Annotated in this window: 26 protein-coding genes and 2 rRNA genes; 11 read left to right on the plus strand and 17 right to left on the minus strand. The window is 34.4% G+C overall.

All coding sequences use genetic code 11. From position 1 onward, the window contains the following. Position 1: 1 nt before the first annotated feature. From A9178_RS09980 to nadC, 3 genes are all read right to left on the minus strand, one after another. Entirely contained in the window at positions 2–1,972 is a 1,971-nt protein-coding gene (locus A9178_RS09980; protein WP_052771642.1) for a TRAP transporter permease, read from the minus strand. Between the two features lie 99 nt (positions 1,973–2,071). Then, positions 2,072–3,088, minus strand: a complete 1,017-nt coding sequence (locus A9178_RS09985) for a TAXI family TRAP transporter solute-binding subunit (protein WP_068674846.1) — start codon at positions 3,086–3,088, stop codon at positions 2,072–2,074. Then, positions 3,081–3,932 (minus strand): carboxylating nicotinate-nucleotide diphosphorylase, encoded by an 852-nt coding sequence (gene nadC / locus A9178_RS09990; protein WP_047184215.1) that lies wholly within the window; start codon positions 3,930–3,932, stop codon positions 3,081–3,083. The genes A9178_RS09985 and nadC overlap by 8 nt, the downstream gene beginning before the upstream one ends. Before the next feature lie 488 nt (positions 3,933–4,420). On the opposite strand from nadC, the gene A9178_RS09995 reads away from it, so the two are divergent. Next, on the plus strand, positions 4,421–4,960 hold the full coding sequence (locus tag A9178_RS09995) for a transcription repressor NadR (RefSeq protein ID WP_068674848.1): 540 nt from the start codon (positions 4,421–4,423) through the stop codon (positions 4,958–4,960). A 26-nt stretch (positions 4,961–4,986) separates the two neighbouring features. Here the strand turns inward: A9178_RS09995 and A9178_RS10000 are convergent, their stop codons facing one another. Beyond that, positions 4,987–5,556, minus strand: a complete 570-nt coding sequence (locus tag A9178_RS10000) for an O-acetyl-ADP-ribose deacetylase (RefSeq protein ID WP_068674850.1) — start codon at positions 5,554–5,556, stop codon at positions 4,987–4,989. Between the two features lie 275 nt (positions 5,557–5,831). Between A9178_RS10000 and A9178_RS10005 the strand changes: the two genes are divergently transcribed. Then, the gene (locus A9178_RS10005; protein ID WP_068674851.1) at positions 5,832–7,406 is read left to right on the plus strand and encodes a peptide chain release factor 3; all 1,575 of its coding nucleotides are present in this window, start codon (positions 5,832–5,834) and stop codon (positions 7,404–7,406) included. A 68-nt stretch (positions 7,407–7,474) separates the two neighbouring features. On the opposite strand, the gene A9178_RS10010 is transcribed toward A9178_RS10005, so the two are convergent. The 3 genes from A9178_RS10010 to uraA form a co-directional block, all read right to left on the minus strand. Then, positions 7,475–8,182 (minus strand): YqjF family protein, encoded by a 708-nt coding sequence (locus tag A9178_RS10010; RefSeq protein WP_068674852.1) that lies wholly within the window; start codon positions 8,180–8,182, stop codon positions 7,475–7,477. Positions 8,183–8,350: 168 nt separating this feature from the next. Next, positions 8,351–8,611 (minus strand): YppG family protein, encoded by a 261-nt coding sequence (locus A9178_RS10015; RefSeq protein ID WP_068674853.1) that lies wholly within the window; start codon positions 8,609–8,611, stop codon positions 8,351–8,353. A 164-nt stretch (positions 8,612–8,775) separates the two neighbouring features. Beyond that, a complete protein-coding gene (gene uraA / locus A9178_RS10020; RefSeq protein WP_068674854.1) occupies positions 8,776–10,035 on the minus strand; it encodes a uracil permease in 1,260 nt (419 codons plus the stop codon). 349 nt (positions 10,036–10,384) lie between these two features. Here uraA and A9178_RS10025 point away from each other — a divergent pair, with 349 nt between their 5' ends. The 4 genes from A9178_RS10025 (at position 10,385) to A9178_RS10035 (ending at position 11,723) form a co-directional block, all read left to right on the plus strand. Next, positions 10,385–10,591 (plus strand): heavy-metal-associated domain-containing protein, encoded by a 207-nt coding sequence (locus tag A9178_RS10025; protein WP_068674856.1) that lies wholly within the window; start codon positions 10,385–10,387, stop codon positions 10,589–10,591. Positions 10,592–10,603: 12 nt separating this feature from the next. Beyond that, positions 10,604–10,771: a hypothetical protein gene (locus A9178_RS18950; RefSeq protein ID WP_156520739.1), complete on the plus strand. Its 168-nt coding sequence runs from the start codon at positions 10,604–10,606 to the stop codon at positions 10,769–10,771. Between the two features lie 102 nt (positions 10,772–10,873). Beyond that, positions 10,874–11,119, plus strand: coding sequence for a hypothetical protein (locus tag A9178_RS10030; RefSeq protein ID WP_156520740.1), 246 nt, complete (start codon positions 10,874–10,876; stop codon positions 11,117–11,119). 145 nt (positions 11,120–11,264) lie between these two features. Beyond that, positions 11,265–11,723 carry a YndM family protein gene (locus tag A9178_RS10035; protein WP_197482175.1) on the plus strand — a complete coding sequence of 153 codons (459 nt, stop codon included), beginning with the start codon at positions 11,265–11,267 and terminating at the stop codon, positions 11,721–11,723. An 89-nt stretch (positions 11,724–11,812) separates the two neighbouring features. Here the strand turns inward: A9178_RS10035 and A9178_RS10040 are convergent, their stop codons facing one another. After that, a complete protein-coding gene (locus tag A9178_RS10040) occupies positions 11,813–12,997 on the minus strand; it encodes a DHH family phosphoesterase (protein WP_068674861.1) in 1,185 nt (394 codons plus the stop codon). Between the two features lie 260 nt (positions 12,998–13,257). Here A9178_RS10040 and A9178_RS10045 point away from each other — a divergent pair, with 260 nt between their 5' ends. Then, a complete protein-coding gene (locus A9178_RS10045) occupies positions 13,258–13,440 on the plus strand; it encodes a hypothetical protein (RefSeq protein ID WP_068674863.1) in 183 nt (60 codons plus the stop codon). A gap of 92 nt (positions 13,441–13,532) precedes the next feature. Here the strand turns inward: A9178_RS10045 and trmB are convergent, their stop codons facing one another. Next, complete coding sequence (gene trmB, locus A9178_RS10050; RefSeq protein ID WP_068674865.1) at positions 13,533–14,168, minus strand: tRNA (guanosine(46)-N7)-methyltransferase TrmB; 636 nt, start codon at positions 14,166–14,168, stop codon at positions 13,533–13,535. Positions 14,169–14,340: 172 nt separating this feature from the next. On the opposite strand from trmB, the gene A9178_RS10055 reads away from it, so the two are divergent. Further along, positions 14,341–14,625: a YtzH-like family protein gene (locus A9178_RS10055; protein WP_068674867.1), complete on the plus strand. Its 285-nt coding sequence runs from the start codon at positions 14,341–14,343 to the stop codon at positions 14,623–14,625. Between the two features lie 18 nt (positions 14,626–14,643). Here the strand turns inward: A9178_RS10055 and A9178_RS10060 are convergent, their stop codons facing one another. The 5 genes from A9178_RS10060 to A9178_RS10080 all read right to left on the minus strand — a co-directional run bounded on the left by A9178_RS10060 (position 14,644) and on the right by A9178_RS10080 (position 19,652). Next, entirely contained in the window at positions 14,644–15,456 is an 813-nt protein-coding gene (locus A9178_RS10060) for a phosphotransferase family protein (protein ID WP_068674869.1), read from the minus strand. Positions 15,457–15,630: 174 nt separating this feature from the next. Next, the gene (locus tag A9178_RS10065) at positions 15,631–16,578 is read right to left on the minus strand and encodes a hypothetical protein (protein ID WP_068674871.1); all 948 of its coding nucleotides are present in this window, start codon (positions 16,576–16,578) and stop codon (positions 15,631–15,633) included. A 41-nt stretch (positions 16,579–16,619) separates the two neighbouring features. After that, positions 16,620–17,186 (minus strand): RNA 2',3'-cyclic phosphodiesterase, encoded by a 567-nt coding sequence (gene thpR / locus A9178_RS10070; protein ID WP_068674875.1) that lies wholly within the window; start codon positions 17,184–17,186, stop codon positions 16,620–16,622. A 10-nt stretch (positions 17,187–17,196) separates the two neighbouring features. Then, positions 17,197–17,910 (minus strand): pseudouridine synthase, encoded by a 714-nt coding sequence (locus A9178_RS10075; protein ID WP_068674877.1) that lies wholly within the window; start codon positions 17,908–17,910, stop codon positions 17,197–17,199. Between the two features lie 125 nt (positions 17,911–18,035). After that, on the minus strand, positions 18,036–19,652 hold the full coding sequence (locus tag A9178_RS10080; RefSeq protein WP_068674879.1) for a putative polysaccharide biosynthesis protein: 1,617 nt from the start codon (positions 19,650–19,652) through the stop codon (positions 18,036–18,038). Positions 19,653–20,081: 429 nt separating this feature from the next. On the opposite strand from A9178_RS10080, the gene A9178_RS10085 reads away from it, so the two are divergent. From A9178_RS10085 to A9178_RS10090, 3 genes are all read left to right on the plus strand, one after another. Further along, on the plus strand, positions 20,082–21,350 hold the full coding sequence (locus tag A9178_RS10085) for a BaiN/RdsA family NAD(P)/FAD-dependent oxidoreductase (protein ID WP_068674914.1): 1,269 nt from the start codon (positions 20,082–20,084) through the stop codon (positions 21,348–21,350). A 76-nt stretch (positions 21,351–21,426) separates the two neighbouring features. Continuing rightward, positions 21,427–21,603, plus strand: a complete 177-nt coding sequence (locus A9178_RS18955; RefSeq protein ID WP_156520741.1) for a hypothetical protein — start codon at positions 21,427–21,429, stop codon at positions 21,601–21,603. Positions 21,604–21,712: 109 nt separating this feature from the next. Then, on the plus strand, positions 21,713–22,888 hold the full coding sequence (locus tag A9178_RS10090) for a dicarboxylate/amino acid:cation symporter (RefSeq protein WP_068674881.1): 1,176 nt from the start codon (positions 21,713–21,715) through the stop codon (positions 22,886–22,888). A gap of 108 nt (positions 22,889–22,996) precedes the next feature. Here the strand turns inward: A9178_RS10090 and A9178_RS10095 are convergent, their stop codons facing one another. The 3 genes from A9178_RS10095 to A9178_RS10105 form a co-directional block, all read right to left on the minus strand. After that, entirely contained in the window at positions 22,997–23,923 is a 927-nt protein-coding gene (locus A9178_RS10095) for a ketopantoate reductase family protein (protein WP_068674883.1), read from the minus strand. Positions 23,924–24,227: 304 nt separating this feature from the next. Then, a 5S ribosomal RNA gene (rrf, locus tag A9178_RS10100) occupies positions 24,228–24,342 on the minus strand. 165 nt (positions 24,343–24,507) lie between these two features. Beyond that, positions 24,508–24,695, minus strand: a 23S ribosomal RNA gene (locus A9178_RS10105); the annotation flags it as partial.

The raw sequence follows: 24,695 nt of genomic DNA on the forward strand, positions 1-24,695 counted from the left end.
ATTAATTTCCTATATGAATCGATTGTTTCTTATGAGTGTTCCTATCCTTTTCCAATTTAGAATATTCTAGTCTTCTTTTTTGTTGCATAATGAAAACTAGAATGATAGCTGCTATCCCAATTGCATCTGATAATAGACCTGGATACATCGTCATAACCCCACCAAGTATTAAAACAAAGCGTTCTAAAACATTTGTCTTTGTTATCATCCAACCAATTACCCCTGCAGAAAAGATAACTACGCCAATAATTGCCGTTACAACGGCTAGAATTACTTCTATTGTTTGCCCTTCCATTAATAATGCTGGTTCTAAAACAAACATATAAGGAACAATGAATCCTACTAATGCTAAACGTACAGCTTGAAATCCAACTCGATTTGGATTAGCATCGGCAATCCCTGCAGCAGCAAACGCAGCAACCGCGACTGGAGGAGTAATTGCAGAAAAAATAGAAAAGTACACAATGAATAAGTGTGCAGACATGGTGGATACTCCTAATTCCATTAATGCAGGTGCTGCTAACATAGCTGTTAAAATGTAAGCTGCAGCAACCGGCATTCCCATTCCAAGAATTATACAAATAAACATGACTAGAAAAAGAGTCGGGATAAGCATTCCTTCCGTTAAACTAAGAACAATACTAGTTAGTTTCCCACCTAGTCCTGTAGACATAATTCCTGCAATAATTAGTCCTGCAGCACCACACGCCGTCGTTACCGGAATGGAAGATTTCGCCCCATCTATCATGGACTCAAAAATAGATTGCAACCCCATTCTTGTTTCTTTTCGGAACCAACTCACAATAACAATACCGACAATTCCAAAGAAACCTGCACGTGAAGCACTATAACCCTGAATTAAAAGAAAAATTAAGATGAATAATGGAATAAAATAATACCATCCCTCTTTTAAGCAGGTGGATATTTTTGGGATATTTTCACCTTCTGTACGTGGTAAATCTAGCCGCAATGCCTCGAAGTGAACCATCATAAATAAAGAAGCGTAATAAAGCACAGCTGGAATCAGCGCAGCAATAACAATCGTACCATATGACACTTGAGTAACTGCAGCCATTAAAAAGGCGGACGACCCCATTATTGGCGGCATAATACTACCACCTGTTGATGCTGCTGCCTCGACAGCTGCAGCAAAGGTTGGCTTGTATCCCGCCTTTTTACTAACAGGTATCGTAAATGTCCCAGTTGTCACAACATTAGCAGTAGGACTTCCAGAAATAGAACCAAAAAATGCACTTGCCAAAATTGCAACTTTTGCAGCTCCTCCTTTTGTTCTTCCGGCCAAAGCAATCGATAACTTAAAGAAGAATTCTCCTGCACCAGCTTTATTTAAAAATGCTCCGAATAACATATACATAAATACAACGGATGCTGCAACAGAAATAGGAGAGCCCCATAGCCCATTAAAACTGAAAGCCAGTTCATCTAAAAATTCAATTACTGTAAACTGTCGATGCCAGAGAACCCCTGGCAAATAATGACCCAATAAGGCATACGCAAAAAACAAAAATATGATAAGAACAATTGGAATTCCAATTGTTCTTCGTGTAGCCTCTATCGTTAAGATAACTAAAATAAGGCCAAAAAAGATGTCTAAAGCAGTCAATGGTTCCATTATTGGAATTCTACTTGCTATCCGTTCGGCATGAACTGTAAAATAGATTCCTGCACCGAATGCGAGTAACACAAAAAGATAATCGATCCATTTAGGTACATGATTAGTTAATGATTTTGTTCCTTTTGAATAACCATAAACTAAAAAGGTTAAACCTAATATAAATACCAAATGAATGGCCATTTGGTTAATTGGATCTAATTTCCCCCACATCATGGACCAAATTTGGAAAACAGATAAGGAAAAACCGATAATTGCAACGATAAGTAAATGAACACCAAATAGAGAGCGTCTATATCCTATCTGCAACCAATCCGTTATTAACTTTTTTATGTACATGATCCTGTAACTCCCTTTTAGAAAACTTAACATTCGTTCAAAGACTTTAGTTGCAATTACTGGCTGGAAAGATTTTGTGCTTTCCCAAAAATGTAGCGATTAATTCATTAATCCTTTCTCGTTAAAGAATTTCTCCGCACCAGGATGTAAAGGGACACTTCCAACATTTGACATTTTATCTGGTGTTAACTTTTTGAATTCCTTGTGTACCGTACTTAAATAATCTAGATGTTCATATATTGCTTCCGTAATCTTATAAACTTCATCTTCTGGTACATTTTTGTTAACCATTAATATTGCTGGAGTGTTTAATGTTTCAATATCGTTATCTAGAAATTCATAACTACCGGCTTTTATGATCCCAGTTTCCATGCCCAATTTTTCTGATACACTTTTAATTACCGTTGGATTGATACTGATTAGTTTTAATTCATTCGTTGCAGATGCTTCAATGATACTGCTAGAAGGTACGGAAACCGCATCACCAGTAGCATCCATACGTTTATCGGCCATTAGCTCAAATGTTTTCGAGTCACTAAGGTGGTCTACTGAACCACCCCAAGAAAAAATATCATCATACGTTACACCGTATTCTTGTAAAATGGTTCTTGTAATGATTTCACCAGCAGAACCCACTTGGTCTACTGCTAAACGAATTGGGAATTGTTTTTCAATCATTTCATCTAAGGATTCATATTCTACTTCTGCTCTAACGATAAATTGATAATAGTTTGCCGGCACAATCACACTAATCGCCCGAAGATCACCATAAGCTTGATTATAAGGGGCATTTCCACGATACGCAGCGTAGGCTGTCATCGCATAGGACAAGCCATAAGGTACTTTATTTGTTCCAACGTACACTGGATTTTCTACTATACCACCAGGTTCTACTGTGACGATTGTACTTTCATTTTCCCTTCTCACTGCTTCTGCTACCCCTTCGGAAAATATAGACCATGCTCCACCAGTTCTTCCACCCATCATTGTCATATGAAAATAGTCTTCACTTGTATTTAATTCCTTTGCAGACTTATCTTGATTAGTTCCACATGCTGATAAAATGATGAAAGAGACGAGAAATATGGTTAACATTTTCCCGACCTTTCTAGGCATCCTTCTTATTCCCCTCTTTGACCTGTAAACTAATGTCTAGTGCTTTGACAGAGTGCGTTACATATCCTAGTGAAATATAGTCTACTCCACAACCACTATAGCTGGCTAAATTTTCCAAACTAATACCACCAGATGCTTCAGTAACAATATGATGAGGCACTAACTTTGAAAATTCCTTTACTTCTTCTGGGGAGCGGTTATCAAACATGATTACATCTACACCCGCTTCTACCGCTTCCAGTATCTCCTCTTTCGATTCTGTTTCTACTTCAATTTTCACCATATGTCCTATTTTTTCTCTAACTGCTTCTACTGCTTTTGTGATCGAACCACAATAAGAGATATGATTATCTTTAATCATTACCCCATCATACAACCCTTGACGATGGTTTTTTCCACCACCACAAATGACAGCATATTTATCAAACATACGTAAACCGGGAACGGTCTTTCTCGTATCACAAATTTGAATCGATGGATCGTTTAAAGTACGTATGCATGTATTTGTCATAGTGGCAATACCACTCATTCTTTGGATTAAATTTAAAATAACACGCTCGCCTGTGAGTAAATGAGCAATGGAACCATAAACTTCCGCAATCTTTTGACCTTTTTCTACCCGTTCACCGTCTGAAAAATAAAGATTTACCTCAATCTTTGAATCAAGAAGATGATAAGCTTCTTTAATAATTTCTATACCTGATAAAACCCCATTTTCTTTTGCAATAAATACACCTCTCCCATTTTCCTCTACTGGAAAAATGGATTGACTTGTAATATCCATATCCCCAATATCTTCCAGTAAAAAGGATTGAAGTGATGTTCTTAATTTTAGTTGATTCATTATTTCTAACTCCTTCATTAAAATTTGTGTGCAGAAAATGCAAGAAACATCATTCTCTGTTGTTAATAAATTCACATTGAAGTCTATACTATTTCATCATCTATTCATTATCATAGACCACTTTCTATACTAAATTGACTTTTTTGTTGGTTAACAAGTGAAATTAATCACTTAGAATTAACACCTGTCTTGACACCTATATTTACATTTAGTTTAATATACTTACATAGGATTTACAATATTTTTTTCATATATTGAGAAAATAAAGTGAAACTTCAATCAGTGGGGGGTCTTTTCATCCGCCACTGATTGTTAGTTAAACGAATCGGGCTTTTACTGGCTGTTGGTCCCCACTTACAATTCCTGTTATCTTTGGAATTCTTGAAGCGGGACCTTCAGCCAGTTAATGCGGGATTAATAGATATACTTACGGAAATCGTCAATGAAGTATACGGGTGTACAAAGCAATTTTAAAGGAGGAAGTAGTGATGAAAGGCTCAAAGAAATTATCATCGTCAGAAAGGCAAGAACTTATCATTCACTCTTTAAAAGGGGCAAATAAACCTATTACGGGGACAGAATTTGCTAGGCAGGCAAATGTCAGTAGACAAGTTATCGTACAAGATGTTTCTTTATTAAAAGCTAAAGGGGAACCTATCGTTGCAACAAGCCAAGGTTACATCTATTTAAATGAAAAAGAATCCGAAAATAAAGAGAAAATGGTTATTGTATGTAGGCACTCTCCCGAACAAACTCCTGAAGAGCTCTTCCTTATCGTTGATCATGGGGTCACTTTAAAGGATGTCATTATTGAGCATCCTGTCTACGGTGATTTAACAGCCTCTCTACGAATTAGTAATCGTTTTGAGGCCAACCAATTTCTACAGAAAATTAAAAATACGAAAGCTTCCTATTTATCTAATTTAACAGACGGGGTTCATCTTCATACTATTGAAGCAGATTCAATAAAAAAACTAGAAAGTGTCTGCATAGATTTAGAAAGAGCGGGAATTTTGATTAAAAAGTAAAAAAAATCCCTCCATTGAAGGGATTTTTATACCGCATATTCAAATTTTTTTAATACATTTTTTAACGCTTCCTCGTAAACTTGATACTCTTGTTCAGAGAATAGCGTCATTGTTACTTCACCAAATCTATTACTTTGAAGGAACTCTACAATTGTATGTAAGGCTACTACTGAAGCTAATTGTACAGGATAACGGTATACCCCAGTCGATATAGATGGAAAAGCAATACTAGTAATTCCATTTTCCTTTGCTAGGTTAAGCGTATTTACGTAAGATTCTTCCAATCGTTCGCTAGCTACTTGGTTATTCCCATCCCATACAGGTCCTACTGTATGGATAACAAATTTTGCTGGGAGGTTATATCCTTGTGTTAATACAGCTTTTCCTGTACGAAGGTAATTTCCGTCCAAATCTTCTTCTCGAATCTTTCTACATTCTTCTACCAATTCGCTACCAGCAGCCTGATGAATAGCACCATCAACTCCACCGCCTCCCATTAACGTACCATTAGCGGCGTTTACAATAGCTTCTGTTGATTGTTTCGTAATATCCCCTATCATCAGTTTTAGAGTGTTTCCATTAACCTCTATTTTCATGCTTGCCAGTCCCTCCTCAAAACCTAATAATTTACATAGACTTTACAAATAATCATTATAACAAGAAATCATTTGTCTGAACATAAGAATTTAATAATTGTCAAAACTTTCCCAGCTTCTACCATTAATATTCCAAGTGCATTCATACGTTACAATATGTATTCTGATATAGTATATTAATAAAGGTAATCATTCTATGATAGAAGGAGCGTTTCTTACATGTGATTTAAATCCCGCAAACCTATCAATAAACTTAAAATGAAAGGGATTTTTATATGATTAAAAACGAAGTAAATAAAAGAAAGACTTTTGCTATTATCTCCCATCCGGATGCGGGGAAAACAACTCTAACCGAACGTTTACTACAGGTTGGAAACTTAATCCGTACTGCTGGTACAGTTAAAGGAAAAAAATCAGGAAAATTTGCTACATCTGATTGGATGGAAATTGAAAAACAACGTGGCATCTCTGTCACATCCAGTGTTATGAACTTCCAATACAATGATCTTCAAGTTAATATTCTCGATACTCCAGGGCATGAGGATTTTAGCGAAGATACGTATCGAACATTAACAGCTGTGGATAGTGTTGTTATGATTATCGACTCAACGAAAGGGATTGAAGCACAAACCCTTAAGTTATTCAAAGTATGTAAAATGCGTGGGATTCCAATTTTTACTTTTATTAATAAATTAGACCGTGAAGGAAAAGAAACCTTCGAATTACTAGAGGAAATTGAAGAGGTATTAGAAATCGAAACGTATCCTATGAACTGGCCAGCTGGCATGGGGAAAGGTTTTCTTGGAATTTTCGATCGCTATGGGAAACAATTTGTAAAATATAATGGTAATGAAGAAGAATCCATGATCTCTTTTGATGAATTGGATGAACATAAAGAATTGACTGATAATGCTACATTTGAAGCAGCAAAGGAAGAGGTCGATTTACTTGAAGAAGCGGGGAACACTTTTTCCATGGATGCCGTATTAAAAGGAGAACTAACACCAGTATTTTTCGGTAGTGCATTAGCCCCTTTTGGTGTAGAAATTTTCTTTGATACATTTATAAATATGGCTCCTACACCAAAACCTAGAAAGACAACAGAAGGCGTTATCCAACCAGATAACCCTGACTTTTCAGGCTTTATTTTCAAAATACAGGCTAATATGAATCCAGCTCACCGAGATCGTATTGCATTCCTCCGAGTATGCTCTGGTAAATTTGAACGAGGAATGAGTGTAAATCTTGCTAGAACAGGGAAAACATTAAAATTATCCCAATCTCAACAAATTGTTGCTTCCTCTCGAGAAACAGTTGACGAAGCATATGCGGGAGATATTATTGGGATATATGACCCTAATGCTTATCAAATCGGGGATACATTAATAGAAGGGAAAGATACCTTTGAATATAATGAACTCCCACAATTTCCACCTGAATTGTTTAGAAAAGTAACCGCAAAAAACGTCATGAAATCAAAACAATTCAAGAAAGCAATTGAACAGCTCGTGCAAGAGGGTGCCATCCAACTATTTAGAGATAAACGGACAGAATCTTATATTTTAGGAGCTGTTGGTGATTTGCAATATGATGTTTTTAAATATCGAATGGAAAATGAATACAATGTAGAAGTGATGTTCGATCCTATTGGGGAAAGAATTCCACGCTGGTTAAATCCAGAACAGCCGATTAATGAATCTCTTTTTGATGAAAGAAGAATGCTTGTAAGGGATCGAAATGAGAACTATCTAGTTCTTTTCCAAAATGAATTTGCCCTTAACTGGTTCCAAGAAAATAACTCAGAAGTAGATTTAATCGATTTATTTGAAGTGAACACCTATACACAATAAGATAAAACACGAAAGTAGATAGTACAATAAGTAAGGTGAGACTTTTCCGTTAAAAAGTCTCACCTTACTTATTCTTCTTTTTTCGGAATCCAATTCACTGCCACCTTTGATTCTGCAAAGTGAATAATTGGTTGTTTCTTTTTCAACTGCTTTGATAAAAATGCTAGTAAGGAATTTTCTTTTATTTCCATCTTTGCTTGTTGTACTTTCCAACAACTATGTTTAATATCTCCTCTATACAGTTTTCCATATTTATAACTCCAAGCTACATACCTCTCCAATAACCAATGATCAATACTTGATGGATCGGGATAGGAAGGATTTCCTTGGCTTTTATAGCGTACTTTCCATTTTGCATTCGATTTATTTCTTGAGCTAATCATCGTAAAAAATCCGAATCGTTTTGTCATTTTCATAGATGCCTTAAAGTACGGTAACGTAAACAACCTAGCACCAGTAGCTGCTGAAAGCTTATTTGTATCTACTGTAAAAAAATAGACTCCTTTCTCTCCGTTTTTTGTAACATACGTACGAACATTTACTTGTAACATAGATGGTATGTAAGGAATTCTAGGCAAATAACGTATACGAGTTTTATTAACTTTAAATGTAACTATACTTATCCATGCACTATCTTCCCAAAGGTCTAATTCTAATCCTGGAGGTAGGTGTTTCTTTAGTAATTCTGCTGAAACCGACCAATGGACAAATAATAGATTCTCCCATTTTTGCAACATTGCCCATTTTCTTCGTTTGGTGTCTTTAACATACATCATTTCCTTTTCCTTTCCATAAAGTTACTTCCATAATAGTTTTCCTCTAGATTTGAGTAATTTATTCTTTCCATACAAAAACTTATCTCGAATATTTGAAAGCCAAGCAATCGCCGACGACTTAAGCGATTGCTCGTGAATTTATTAAGGTTACGGATTCATTTTTATTATTTACTTTTTAATAAATTTTGAAATCATTGGACTGACTTGTTTATAAATACCATTAATTTGGTCGGCAGTTCCCATAATTTTTTCTAAATCTATATTTCCATCTTCTGTTTGAAACATAGACATTACATTTTTAAGGTTTGATTGCTGTTTATATTCTCTTCTTTGTCTAGGTGGCCCACCAAATAAAAATGGATCACGCATTGGCCTTGATGGTCTTCTGTTACCTGGCCCCATTGAACGCATTGGCCTATTAGGAAACATTTTATTCCCTCCCTTTTTCACAGAAATGATTCTCCCATAATATTATATGGTTATAAGTTCACACTGGTATGAGTTAAATATAACGGAACTATTTAGATTCCCGTCTATTTTTAGATATAAGAAAAACCCTACAGGTAGCTGTAGAGTTTTGAGGAATGTATATTTTATTCATTTGATAATTTAAGAAAATCCAATAGTCTAAAGAACAAACTTAATAAAATGGCAACAACTGTTGCTAAGCCCATACCAGATAACGATACAGCACCGAGTGATAAAGATGCCCCGCTAATTCCAATACCCAACACTACACAAGTCAAAATTAAGTTTTGTGAATTATTGTAGTCTACATTTTGTTCAACTAACATGCGGAGACCACTAACAGCAATAATTCCGAATAGAAGTAACGAGATACCACCCATAACTGGAGTAGGAATAGACTGTATTAACGCAGCAAGTTTTCCACAGAATGATAATACAATTGCTATTAATGCAGCTCCTCCAATAATCCAAGTAGAATACACACGGGAAATAGCTAGAACTCCAATATTCTCACCATACGTTGTATTTGGCGTGGAACCAAGGAAACTTGATATCATCGTTGAAATTCCATTACCTAATAAGGAACGATCCAATCCGGGATCTTTCACTAAATCTTTTTTTACAATATCTCCTGTTACAACAAGGTGACCAATATGTTCTGGGATTAACACTAATGCTGCAGGTAAAATAATGATAATATCAGACCAGTTAAATTCAATCCCATAATAGGTTGGCATTTGAATCCATCTTGCTTCGCTAACAGCAGAAAAATCTACTATTCCATAAATAGCTGCAATAACATAACCTGTTACAATTCCAAGTAAAATAGGTATGATTTTTAAGAATCCCCTCATTGTAACCCAATAAATAATGGTAGAAGCTAAGGTTAGTAAAGATACTGTTATAGCAGTTGTATCGATTGGAACGTCTGGTCCTCTTAATAATCCTGCCATATCCGCTGCAGTTGGAACAAGTTCTAAACCGATAACCGCTACGATTGCTCCCATAGCTGCTGGAGGAAAAATAAAATCAATCCACTTTGTCCCAACCACTTTAACTAATAATCCCACAAGTGTTAAGACTAGACCAACAACGAAGAATCCACCTAATGCTGCACCATATCCTCCACCATCTGTTAATACTGCTGTTACTGGTGAGATAAAGGCGAAACTAGAACCTAGAAAAGCCGGTATTTTTCCTTTTGTTATAAAAATATATAAAATCGTTCCAAAACCGTTCATTAAAAGAATCGTAGCAGGATCAACACCAAACAAAATTGGAACTAACACAGTGGAACCAAACATTGCAAACAAATGTTGAAAACTTAACGGTAAACTTTGAAAAAATGGCAACCGTTCATCCACTTGGATTTCTCGTTGTGACATATTCTATCTCTCCCTGTATAGAATCCTTTTTGTCTATTATATTCCAAAAACAAAAAACCTTGCCTGAATTTTGGCAAGGTGCACATGAAGAGATAACAAAATAATAATATATTACTTTGCTTACATAAAATGAATTGTCACGTTCAACCTTACCAGCCTCACAGGACTGATTTAAAGATTCTATTATTTTATTTCATAATACAAATTATGATACAAAAAGTCAAGAACTTTTTTTAGGGAAGTATAGAACCATTTTGTTTCCATTTAATACAAGTACTTCTTTTTAAACATTTTTTATAAGAAATCGGAATAATAATAATAAGGATAACTCATTAAAGGGAGAATACAGATGGCTGAAATAACTTTTTTTGTAAAAGAGGCTACAACTGGCCAAGTTATTCAACACATTGAACATTTTTTAAATGAATATGACGGAATGGAAAGAGTCTTAATCGACACAGAAGACGGTGAAATAAAAATTGAATTTAATGATAATGTAATTACTGAAGAACAGATTGCGACTGCTCTAATGGAGCAAAATTATTTATTACATTAGGAGTGAAATAGGATGGAGAAAGAGGAAAGAATGCATAAATTACAAATTACTGAATCTGCACAGGCACCAGGAATAGACCCTGAAGATTCTTATGGTAAAAATGCAACTGACAAAGAAATCGAAAAAGGGGAATCCACTCAGGTTACCCGACTTATATATGATGAGTATGACACCAAATGATGTACGGAATTGGTAAACAAAGAGATGTATATATCTTAGCTAATTTTATCAAACTAAGTTTGCTTCCATTTAAGGAAGCTAAAATTGACAAAGGGTGATTCCATGAATAACCGGAGTATGATGACTTCTCTACTAACGATAGGTGCAGCTGGTGCAGCGATTTATGGAATAGGTAAAGGAATGCAAAATGGTTCTTTACAAAAGATACCACAACAAGTTTCCAATATGGTTCAAAATACGTTAAGCAACCCTAATGTCCAACAAGTAACAGAACAATTCCAGTCTATGATCAGCAGCCAAAGTAATAATCAATCAAGCCCAAATGGAAATGAAATGTCTGGAAATTAAAGTTCCTCTGATTAAACTAGACCATCATCCACGATGGTCTAGTTTTTTTAAAAAAATCAATAATGTAATTAATGGTCACTTTCCTTATTTGCATATTTCTTATCGCCTTATCTAATACTAACAAAAAAAAAGAAAGGAAAGTATGATGAGACATATAAAAGCATTAGCAATCAAATTTATGACAATTTTAATTATATTATATTCCCTTTTAGCCATTTTCGAATCTGCAACGCTTGGTGAATTTCTTCTTATTAGTGCATTAGTAACTGGAATTGCTTATATAATAGGTGACCTCTTTATATTACCTAGGTTTAATAATGTCGTTGCAACCATTGCCGACTTTGGATTGGCTTTTGTGGGGATTTGGGTATTATCAAGTATGTTTATTTATCCAACTACACCTATTGGAATTGTATCAGGTTTTGCAGCCTTTTTCATAGCAATTAGTGAAGCTCTATTTCATGTTTATATGAAAGAAAAGGTGTTAAAGAAACAATATAACCATCGTGAACCTTTTAGCGTTTTAAACACCCGTCTCCAAACGGAATTTTCCGAAGAAGAAGACATAGACTATATCAAGAAGGTCAATAAAAATCGTGAATAGGGGCATTCGCTATCGCTATCAGGCTCAGCGAATGTCTTAAATGGATAAGATAAGGCGCTTTCCTACACAGGAAATGCGCCATTTTACATTTATTCATCACTCTTATTATTCTTCACTCGATTCATTAAGTATTGTACAAAAACCTCATCTTTAGCAAGCCATGCTTCGTATTTTCTTTTTAAATACATTTCGGCTTCTTGAAAACTGAAGAACTGTCGCTCCAACTTAACATTATCTCTTTCAATTACCCAGTTTTCTTCCTCTTGACAAATAAAAAGAATATTATCGGATTTTGTTTTATACAACGTTCCAAAAGATGATTCTTTCATGTTAAAACGATTCCTTTTCGCATCCTCGTGTAAGGGATCAAGTTCAAATGTTTCTTCCACAAATAATCGGAACGCAAGATCATTCATCGTACATCCCGCTGCTTTTGCATGACCCCCGCCATCAAATCGTACAGCAACTTCTGAAACGTCAATATGATCATGAATGGTTCGAAAACCCATTCGCCGTCCACCAATATTTAAAATAGCAATATAATCTAGATGTGGATATTCCTTACCAAGTTGATTTCCTAATTCGGAATGATAGGACTCTGCAAATACAACTCCCGCATACAATTCTCCAACTTTTTTCTGAACTAATTCTCGTCGTTTTTTCCGTATGTATCGTTCAATCTTATTTTCTTCCATATTAAGAATCTTTTCCTCAAATTCATCAAAAAAGAAATGATCATTAGACTGAAGCCGTTGGATCATTACCTCTTCAAATTCCTCGATGGAAACTAGGAAAAATAAAGAATTCAGACGCTGTGCTTTTTCATTACTATTTTTCTCCCATTCCCAAGTATCGTATTGCCTCACTAATTCTACAAATTCTTCCACAGCCTTAGATGATTCAAGAAATTCATGGTTCAATAAATATTCATAAAATAAAGATGTTGCAGAAGTTAAACGCTCCTCTTCATCTTCAACAATAACATGACCCCAATCATAATCATTAAAAGAAAGTGCTGTTTGATGGTGGTCAATTAACTGAAGTTTTCCACCATCTTTATAATATTCTTCTAACCGGATTTCATTTTTCTCATTTACAGATAAATCCGTTATAAATAAAAATGTATCTTTTTCATTTTCTAAAAACCATTCAACTTCTCTATTTAAACTACCTACAGAATTATAACGAACCCTGACATGATTTCCAAAAGCAAGCTTAGCCAAGATTCCACAACCGACTCCATCTAAATCATTATGGGATAATAGTTTATACATTTATATTCACCAACCTATAATATATTTTTCCTGTCTTATATTAACCAACTGAATACAGTTTATCCCAGTAGCCGACGTATAATTATGTTTCCAATGTACAAAATAAAATTAAATATTATTTGTTGTAAAAAAATGTCGAATTAAAGGGTTTAATTTGTTATTTTTGGGCAGAATATAACTTGTCGATGAAATACCTCAATAGAAAAGGGCCCTTTTCGTAAAATTATTTCATCAAATACTTAGTAGGAGGGTCGATTAATATGGCGAAAAACAACCGCAATCGCAATAACAACAACAACAACAACAACAACAACGATAATAATAACAACAATGAAGTAAATAATGTTGAATTTGCGAATGAGAATGAGTTCAACGATTTCGATAACAACAACGACAACAACAATCGTAATCGCAATCGTAAGAACAATAACCGTAATAACTAATTAATTAAGACCCAAAAAACCTGTATTAAGGGAGACTTTCTCCCTAATACAGGTTTTTGTTTGGTGAGTTAACGAATCACTGCTGTTATCGATTAAAAGTAAGCTTTTAATCGATAAATAGGTTGACCTTTTGCCGAGAACTTTTCTTCATACTCGGTCATTATATTTGATTCATCTTGGATAGCATGTAAATCCAAATTAACTTCTTCTAGCCTTAGACCATAATCGGTTAAGCTCACAAGGGAATATTCAAACAGTTCACGGTTATCCGTTTTAAATATGACTTGTCCTGGTTGTTTGAGTATTGCTTTGTATTGATCTAAAAATGCTTTGTATGTCAATCTTCGTTTCTCATGACGGTTTTTGGGCCATGGATCGGAAAAATTTAAATAAATAGTGGACACTTCATCTTCAGCAAATATTTCTGTTAAATCACTGGCATTTTCATTCAATAATAATACATTTGTAGGATCAGCTTCTAATACCTTTTCTGCTGCGGTCACAACAATACTTTTTGCCAATTCAATTCCAATAAAGTTAACATCAGGATATTGTTTAGCCATACCAACAATAAATTGTCCTTTCCCCGTACCAACTTCTATATGGATGGGATTATTGTTTTCAAATAACGTATTCCATTTTCCTTTATAATTACTAGGATTGGGGATAATTAACTGAGTATTTTCCATTAAAAAGTCATCAGCCCATGGTTTATTACGTTGACGCATGTTTGTACCTCTCTTTTTAGTATTTTAACTTAGATGTAATTCTTAGAAAACTCGGCATGTGCCATAGAAATTGGCGAATGCCTTAGTTTTTAGAGAGAAAGTTTTATACTTTCTTATCTGCGAAGTATAGAAAATAGAAAATGACAAAAAATAGTGTCATGAGGTGATTCCGATGACACTAAATACAAATCATTTATTAACATTATTACATGATATTCTTGATGAGCAATGTGTAGATTGTTGTGCTGAAGTATCAGAATATCAGCAGATTAAACGATTAGTAAAAAATATGATGGCAAAAAATGAAATAACAGATGACCAACTACTACAGTTACTTCCTGAGATCTATAATTATGGAATGCAAGGTGAAAACACAAATAATGTAGAAGATCACATTACAGCTAATAAAGAAAATTTAGAAACTTGGATGAGTGCAATACAAAATACAACTTTATAGCATGTGTTAAACAATCATTTATATCATTTTTTCCACTTGATCGTTTAATCCCTTTAAATCCCGCAATCTTTCCATCACTTTTGCGGGCTCTTTTCTTCTTAAATGCCATATTAAGTAATGTAAACTGTCATGAATTAAATACCAGTACATTCTTTCTAATATATTATCATCTTTCTCGATTCCATAGTTTTTTAACCAATTGCGCCATTTATCTTTAGGTATATACCACTTTAATATTAAACCAAAATCAGAAGCGGGATCAGCAATAGTTGCATTATCCCAGTCTATCAAATACAAGCTTCCATTTTTAGACATTAATAAGTTGTTATGATTAAGGTCATTGTGACATACAACAAGTTTTTGACCTCTTGTTTTCGGTAATAATATTTCAAGGTGTTTTAAGGCAATTTGAACATCTACATTGTCTTTTAGTAAATCCAACTGAGAAAGTTGTTTATTAATTGTTTGGAATATATCATCTGAAGTTAAAGGTGTAATCCCAATTCTCATTAACATATCTAGTAATTCAGTGGAATGGTGAATTTTGTGTAAAAGGCTAGCTACCTTTTCATCCTTCATATCATCTGGTTTTAATTCTCGTCCTTCCAACCATTCTTGTGCAGTTATGACATCACCATTTTCCATTCGTCTCGTCCACACAAGCTTGGGAACAATTCCTTCTGCGGATAAAACAGCTAAAAACGGAGAAGAATTACGTTTTAGAAATAACTGTTTATCATCTTTTTTAGCAAAGAAGGCTTCACCGGTTAAACCACCTGCTGTTGTTAACTTCCAGCCATCTCCTAATGCTTGTTCAATCCATTCCAACATGTTGTATTCACATCTTTCAAAAATAGCATTTCTTTTCATATTTTATAGGTATAAAATCTAAATTACAACCATTTCATGCGATTTTTATTCATTTTGTTGATTTTTTGTATTGTTTTATCGAAATTTCAGCAAACAATATATCAGTTTTACTAATTTTACGAAACTTTATCTCCCTCATAAATCCTCCAGATCACCAATCGTTTGGATACTAATATCATCGTCCCATTCTGGCCGCTGAACAGAGGTAGATTGACAATGACGCAATAAAGCCTCGGCAGCTTTTAATTGATTACTTTTTAATGTTGATATTAATTTACGCCTATCATGAAACCAAGTAGGATATTCTTTCTTTCCAACTATTTTAGTTTGATACGGTTCATTTGTAAAAAGAATTGAATTTGTACGTGATATAACCGTCTTATAAACTGGAAATTCTATCTCATGCATGAGTAATATACTTTTAATAATCTGTTCTGTACGCTTCAAAGCAATATTTGGATTTAAAATTTTAAAAGTCTCATTATTCCTTTCGACCGTCCAAACTCTTTCATTTCCTGCCATAATAACAGCTTGATCGTCTTCTTCTATAAAGTATAAAATCTCTATACCTATTGGGGAGACTAATAAAATTTCACTGTCAATAGGAACATCTTTCACATTAAAAACAGGGGTATACATTAGTAAATAAGTATCCGGAAAGCGTTGTAAAAGATACTTTAATAATGGATCCGTATAATACTTTTTATGAACATAAGAAATACGATTCACTGTTGATGTAGCCCATTTCAATTGAAAGTTTAATATTTTGTCTAAAAAGTAATGCTTTAATTCCTCTTCTGTTTCTGGTAATTCGGTTAATTTCTGTTTTGGATTAGCTTCATTTTCTTGTTCTTGATTGGTCTCTTTTTTTATAAATGCTTTCCATTTTGCAAACTTTGATGGACGTTCAACTTCAATATAATCATCAAATTCTATATCAGGTGTGTACGTAACAGGATTTGACCACATCTCATATAACTTTTTCCAATTTTGTTTCTTAACGCGAATAAATTGTGTTGGGTATCTATATAGATCCCATTCATAACGGGAAATATAGTCTTTTAACTTTATCAATTGTGCCATCTTCTCCACCCCTCCTTCTTCTTTTTTATTTCTATCACAGTTTAACGTAATTTAAATTTCCTAACCGGTTCGTATTTTGGTTTTCGATTTGGATGTATCTGATACAATGTTATTTCACTAACATACAAAGAAGCTTGTAAAGTATATTCTTTCTTCCATTTTTCCACAACCTCTTTATATGAAAGACTAGTTTTACCGTTCCATTTTTTTGCTAACGTAATATGAGGACTATAATTCCTATTTTCTTTAGGAAAACCAACTTCTAATGCGGCTAATTCAACAGTCTGTTGAACTTTATTTAATGGCTCCACCCTTTCCACTCCAGCCCATAGGACACGTGGATTTATTGGATTACCAAACGTACCTAATGTACCAACTTTCATACTAAAAGCAGATAGTTCTTCTACTTGCTTTAAACGAGCTGTTAGTTCATCTAATTTTTCATCATCTACCGCCCCTAAGAATTTCAGTGTTATATGCAAATCTTTTTTGTTATACCACTGTTTATAAGGTAATTCACCTTGTAGCTTATTTTGCCATGAAGCGAAAGTATCTTGTAATTTCTGGGAAAGTTGAATAGCAATGAAATAATGTGGGATTTGGCCCATTTTCTTCCTCCTAATTAAGCTTTTGACAATATGTTAGCTCCTCCTCATTTAATTCCCGGTACGTACCTAAAGCTAACATTTCGTCTAGCTTAAGTTTTCCCATCTGGAGTCTTTTTAAATAGACCACTTTCTTCCCTACCGCTTCAAACATTCTTTTTACTTGATGGAATTTCCCTTCTGTTATGGTAATCTCTATTTCCGAAACTTCATTACTTTGAAGTATGTCAAGTCGAGCAGGTTTACATTGATATCCATCATCTATAACGATTCCTTTTTTAAAAGCTTCCACGTCCGACTTAGTAACGATGCCTTGTATTTTTGCATAATAAGTCTTCCCTACTTCTTTTTTCGGAGAAGTCAAACGATGGCCTAGCTCCCCATCATTCGTTATTAATAGTAAGCCTTCCGTATCCTTGTCCAGCCTTCCTACTGGAAATGGTTCAAATAATTGATGTTCTTTCGTTAATAGATCGATAACTGTTTTTTCTTTTTGATCAACGGTAGCTGATATAACTCCTGGTGGTTTATTCATCATCAGATAAATATATTTCTTATATACGACTTGTTTCCCATCTACCACTACTTTGTCCATCTCTGGATTAACATGTTTGCTACCATCTTTAGCTACTACCCCATTAACGAATACTTGTTTTTTCTTTAGTAGGCTTTTTACATCTTTTCTACTACCAAAACCCATATTAGCTAATAACTTATCTAAACGCATTGTACATTCACCCATCTTTCTACGTCTTTAACTGGCCGTATTCCCCTACGTAAATCGAAAAGCAAAATTTAAGTGGGGATTAACAGTCAGAGGAGAAATATAGCCTTCTAACAAATTTTTTAACTTTATCTATTTCGTTTTCTTCTAATTAAATCGATTGAAACACGTTTACCTAAAATTCGTTCAAGTAATGTAGATGTTTGGGCAAGATATAAATAAACTCCACCACCAACCATTACTCCGACCATTAGATGAATGATAACATTTATACGGGTTTCCGCTGGAATAATAAATTCTAGAACTAATTTCACAATCCAAACAGCAATTGCCATAATGGATGTAAAAATTAGAATAAGTAAAGTACGTTTGAAAAGCTGCATATAACTAAAATGTATCGATTTTTTAATATGGATCAAATTAAGAAAAACGGCTATTCCAGAGGCTAAAGCTGTTCCAAATATTGCCCCTTTCGCTCCAAACCAGTGAATGAGTTGAGCGTTTAATAATATTTTCACAAGTAAACCTGCTAACAAACTAACTACTGCAAAACGTTGTTCATTAATCCCTTGTAAAATAGCGGCACTTACACTAAATAAACCAAACAATAAAACTACTGGGGAATACCAAGCTAATAGTGGACCTGCAATATCATTCAGTCCATATAAAGCTCCATATGTTTCGTTAGATAAAATCGCCATTCCAACTGCAGCAGGAATAACAAGCACAAATACAATCTGTAATGCTTGATTGATTTGATTGTTTAAAAGTTCTCGATTATTTTGCGTAAAAGACTTTGTTAAAGTAGGTAATAAGGATAAAGATAGTCCTGTTGCTATCGTCATCGGGATGATTACAATCTTATGCCCGTAATAATTAATAACAGCATAAGCTAATTCCCATATTTCCTCTAACCCTGCAGCAACCATAGCTCTTTCAAATGTAAACTGGTCTACCAATTGATATAGCGGAATAGCTAACCCTACTAATATAAAAGGTCCAGCATATCGGAATAATTCCACTAACAATTCTTTTGTTGAAACATCATAAGACTTTTGTTGCATTTGTAACTTCTCATTAATGGAAGGTTTTGTTTTCTTCCAATAAATAAATAAAACAATACAAGATGCTAAGGCACCAATAAATGCAGCAAAAGTAGAAAAACCAACTGCTGCAACAACAGACCCGCCCATTACTTTAATAATGACGAATGCACCAACTAAAATAAATAAAATCCTAATAATTTGTTCAATCACTTGGGAAATAGCTGTCGGCTTCATCGTTTCATAACCTTGAAAAAAACCTCGGGAAATACTCATAACAGGGATGATGAGTAGGGCGAAACTTACCATTTTTGTAACAAAGGTAACATCCTCAACTGTAATACCAACAGGATCATCGCTTGTAATCATCCAGTGCGCAAGCCACTCTGCACTGAAAAACAACACTAAAAAAGCGACAATACCTGTTATCGCCATGATTTTACTTGCTATTCTGAACATTTTAAAGCCTGTTTCAAAATCCCCTAATGAATTATATTTAGAAACAAACTTAGAAACAGCCACAGGAATTCCAACTGTAGAAAGACTAATAAAAATACTATAAGGTGTGTATGCAAAACTAAATAACGTCCCACCAGTTTCACCTACTAAAGCATTAAATGGGATAACGTAGATCATCCCTAAAAACTTAGATAAAAAAGATGCTAGCGTTAAAATAAATGCACCTTTTACTATATTCGACATATTTTCACCTTGATTCTCATTTTTCTATATGAAGTTGTTCAAAAGTCCTGTAAAAATAACACTTCAGTATGATAGATCTCCGATTAAGTTCAATCACGCCTTGAAAAAGAAAAGCACTTCTTCTGTATACAACATCGAGAAGCGTTGAAATAGAATATTACGACTTTAGCTAACTTGGTCCTTTTTATCCACCTTTTGAACAAGCATAATAAACTAGAGTACACATATACACGTTATTTTACCACATTCCATAGTTGATAGATAACGTTACAACGTAAACTTTAAAAGATTTTTCTAGATTCTTCGATAATTATTTTCGAGTAATCCTAAATTTTAAGGAGTTTTCGCGTCTATTTCTTAACACAGCAAGTTGGAATTGAGTTACTACATATGTAAATGGTATGATACTACCGAAAGGAATGAAAAATGTTGAATTATGATGTCATAGTTATCGGGGGCGGTCCTTCGGGATTAATGGCCGCCATTGCAGCAGCGGAACATGGTGCTAAAACAATGTTAATTGAAAAAGGAAAAAAGTTGGGAAAGAAATTAGCTATTTCAGGTGGTGGAAGATGTAATGTTACCAATCGCCTGCCCCAAGAAGAAGTTATTAAACATATACCAGGGAATGGAAAATTTTTATATAGTGCATTCTCTATATTTAATAATTACGATATCATTGATTTTTTTGAAGGTATGGGTGTAACTCTGAAGGAAGAAGACCATGGAAGAATGTTTCCGAAGTCTAATTCCGCTAAATCCGTAGTTGATGCCCTAATAAATAAAATGGCAGAACTAAAGGTAGAAGTAATATTAAATTCCCCAGTAGAAGCTATTCATTTTGATCAAAATGAACATACCGTCATTTTAAAAGAAAATGGTCACAAAATAACAACAAAATCAGTAGTCATTGCTGTTGGCGGAAAAGCCGTACCCCACACAGGTTCAACAGGCGACGGTTATGCTTGGGCAAAAAAAGCCGGGCATACTATAACAGAACTATACCCAACAGAAGTAGCATTAAAATCAAACGAAGAATTTATTAAAAATAAAGTATTACAAGGTTTATCTTTAAGAGATATTGAACTGTCCGTTTTAAATAAACGGAATAAACCAATCATCACGCATCGTATGGATATGATATTTACACATTTTGGTATTTCAGGTCCTGCAACATTGAGATGTTCTCAATTCGTCGTGAAAGAACTAATGCGTGGTAGAGAGCAAGTTACTATGGTTCTTGATGCTTTACCCGATGAACATGAGGAAAAATTGATTCAAAATATTACTAAAACGATTAATGACAATCCAAAAAAAGCATTTAAAAATACGATAAAAGGAATTGTTCCTGAACGATTTTTATCTTTTATCTTACAACAAAACCAAATAAATGATGAACAAAAATGTGCGAATATCTCAAAAGAAAGTATCCGTGCTATCGTACATAACATGAAAAATTTTACTTTCTCTGTTTATGGATCGCTCCCTTTAGAAAAGGCATTTGTAACAGGCGGTGGAATCTCAATAAAAGAAATTATTCCAAATACAATGAAATCAAAAAAAATGCGTGGTTTATATTTTTGCGGAGAAATATTAGATATCCATGGTTATACCGGTGGATATAATATCACATCAGCTCTTGTAACAGGAAGACTTGCCGGAATGAACGCCGCCCAGAATTCTAACACAAACTGGTAGATGATACCTAGCATGAACACTCGATTCTATCACAAGATAATACTGTCTTGACTAATATCTTGAAAGGGTGATAAGGATGCAAATGAATAATCAAAATTGGTTACCAATTATAGCATCTGTTGGCATAGGAGCTGCAACTTATTACACAATGACCAAGAAAAATCAAGGTTTAGGTCAAACGGTACAAAAAGTACTACCATTTGTCTCTGCTATGAGCGGCATGGGTGGAAATCAACAACAAATGCATCATTAATGAAAAGCACGCCTTATTATGGCGTGCTTTTTCATTATATATCTATGCATTTGTCGAACTATGTAGTAAAATAAAAAAAGTATGTATTAAAAAATAAGGAGAGTTACTTTTGAAACGTATCGGACTTTTAACACGTATAATTATCGCTATTGTTTTAGGTATCCTTATAGGTTCATTTGCAAATGAATTTTTTATTCGTTTGTTTGCAACATTTAATGGATTATTTGGCAACTTTTTAAGTTTCATCATACCTTTTATTATAATTGGTTTCATTACCCCAGGAATCGGCACAATGGGTCGGGGTGCTGGGAAATTATTAGGGATGAGTGCTTTTTTTGCTTACTTTTCAACAGTCATTGCCGGGTTATTCGCCTTTTTCGTAGCAAAAGGCTTATACCCTACACTACTTAACAACCAATCCCTTAAGGCTTTTACAGATCCATCTGAAGGATTAAGTCAGCCATTTTTAACGGTTGAAATGCCAGCACCAATGGAAGTTATGACGGCACTTCTTTTGTCTTTCATCCTTGGAATTGGATTAGCAGCTATCAAACAAGACACCCTTCTTAAAACGATGATTGAATTTAAAGAAATCGTTCAATTAGTAATTGAGAAATTCATTATCCCACTCTTACCTATTCATATTTTTGGGATATTCGCTAATATGACTCATACTGGTCAAGTGGCTGTTATACTGAGTGTATTTATAAAAGTATTTGTTATGATTATCATACTTCACATATTATATTTAATTTTCCAATATACAGTTGCTGGTTCTCTAAGTAAACAGAATCCTTTTAAAATGTTAAAAACGATGTCACCGGCTTACTTTACTGCATTAGGAACTCAATCGTCAGCAGCAACAATACCAGTTACACTTAAACATGCAAAGAAGCTTAAAGCAGATGATAATATAGTTGATTTTACAGTTCCCTTATTTGCTACTATTCATTTATCCGGAAGTACAATTACAATTGTTAGTTGTTCCTTAGCTGTATTATTCCTTCAGGGACAGGTTGAAACTTTGAGTGCTTATTTTCCATTTATTTTAATGCTAGGTATTACAATGGTTGCAGCACCCGGTATTCCAGGTGGAGCTGTTATGGCTGCTATAGGTCTTCTTGAAAGTATGCTTGGTTTCGGACCTACAATGGTTTCATTAATGATTGCTTTATACCTAGCACAAGACAGCTTTGGCACAGCAACAAACGTTACAGGTGACGGAGCAATTGCGTCCATCGTAAACTCCTTTAATCGTAAAAAGAAAGAGCCAAAAGAAAATTAAACAATAGTAGCGATAAGTATTGCACCTCCATAGAAGAAAAACTGAATACTAAATAACAAATAGCATACCAGTTTTATCTTGGTATGCTATTTGTTCCTTGATATAACATTAATTTGGTTTACCATTCTCATACGGCTTTAATATTCCGTAAATGGTCTCAATCACCGGGATTGTAACGTTGTGTTTTTGAGCATAGCGAACCGCTCCACCCTGAAGATGTTCCACCTCAATTGGTAATCCTTTTCTCAAATCCTGATGCATAGAAGATGTAGTATCATTTGGATATTGTTTAAATAAACTTATAATTTTATCAACTTCTTCTCTTGCAAAGATAACACCTTCTTTTTCAGCAATGAGATTCATTTCCAATAAAATATTTTTTAAAACATTAAATGTAGACTCTGAGTTTATAGTAAATCCTGAAGGTAATTGCGTTGCAGATGTAATGCCAGAAAAAGCAGTAATTAATAAATATTTTCTCCACATCTCTTTTATAATGTTTTCGTCTAATAATAGATTTGTTTTTACATGTTGATTCATTGAATTTAATTGATTACAAACTTCTATTTGAGACTCATGTCGTGAACCGAATTTAATAGAACTACTATTTCCCCCATGAACAACATGACCTTGTTGATTTAATGTAGCAAAAATATATGCGAATCCACCTAATACTTTTTCCTTCCCAACCGCTTGATCTAATTTATCGATATGTTCGAAACCATTCAGTAACGGTAACACAAATGCTCCAGTTTGTTCCATAATTATCTTTAACTGTGGAATGACATGTTCTAAATGATATCCTTTTACCGCTAGGATAATTAGATCAGTATTTTTAACCTCTTTCTCAGATGTATGTAAGGTCAGATTTTTTGTTACAAAATCACCCTCTGGGCTAATTAATTTTAACCCTTCCTCTTTTAACTGCTTTGCACGTTTTTCTCTAACAAAAAATGATACTGAATGGTTTGCCTCTAACATCCTTCCACCAAAATAAGCACCAACTGCTCCAGCACCAAACACTAAAACATTCATAATATCCCCCTTTTTACCCCTCTAATTTTCAATCTTAAATTAATTTTAACATATTCAAACAATAATCTGTCTATTTCTGTAAACTAATTCACTACAGATGGTTCAGGGTTGTCACAAGAGAAAGCTCACCCAAACTAAAAATTATAAAACTATTTAATTGTCTAAGACTACCAATTGACTTAGCTAAGCCCCAGTCATATGAACTTTAGCCGAATCACTGTGAACTTCGAGATTACATAATGGAATAGTTTTTCAACTAAAAAAAAAAACAGAATACATTATTATGTATTCTGTCTTCATTATTGCCTGGCGGCGTCCTACTCTCGCAGGGGTAACCCCCAACTACCATCGGCGCTGGAGAGCTTAACTTCTGTGTTCGGTATGGGAACAGGTGTGACCTCTCCGCCATCACTACCAGGCCTACACGATGTAGGTCGTTCGGTGTTGTCCACAAATGATTTTCGGTGGGACGAGTAATCGGAGTCCCAGGACGTGGACGGTTTTAAGTGAACTTCCTTTAATATTTTTCAATTAGGATTTGTATCCTGAAAACTAAATAAGAGTAATCTTGACATCGAAAGAAGTTAGTTAAGTCCTCGATCGATTAGTATTTGTCAGCTCCACGTGTCGCCACGCTTCCACCTCAAACCTATTAACCTCATCGTCTCTGAGGGATCTTACTCATTTAAAATGATAGGAAGTCTCATCTTGAGGGGGGCTTCATGCTTAGATGCTTTCAGCACTTATCCTTTCCACACGTAGCTACCCAGCT

The organism is Oceanobacillus sp. Castelsardo (assembly GCF_001659985.1).
GTDB lineage: Bacteria > Bacillota > Bacilli > Bacillales > Amphibacillaceae > Oceanobacillus.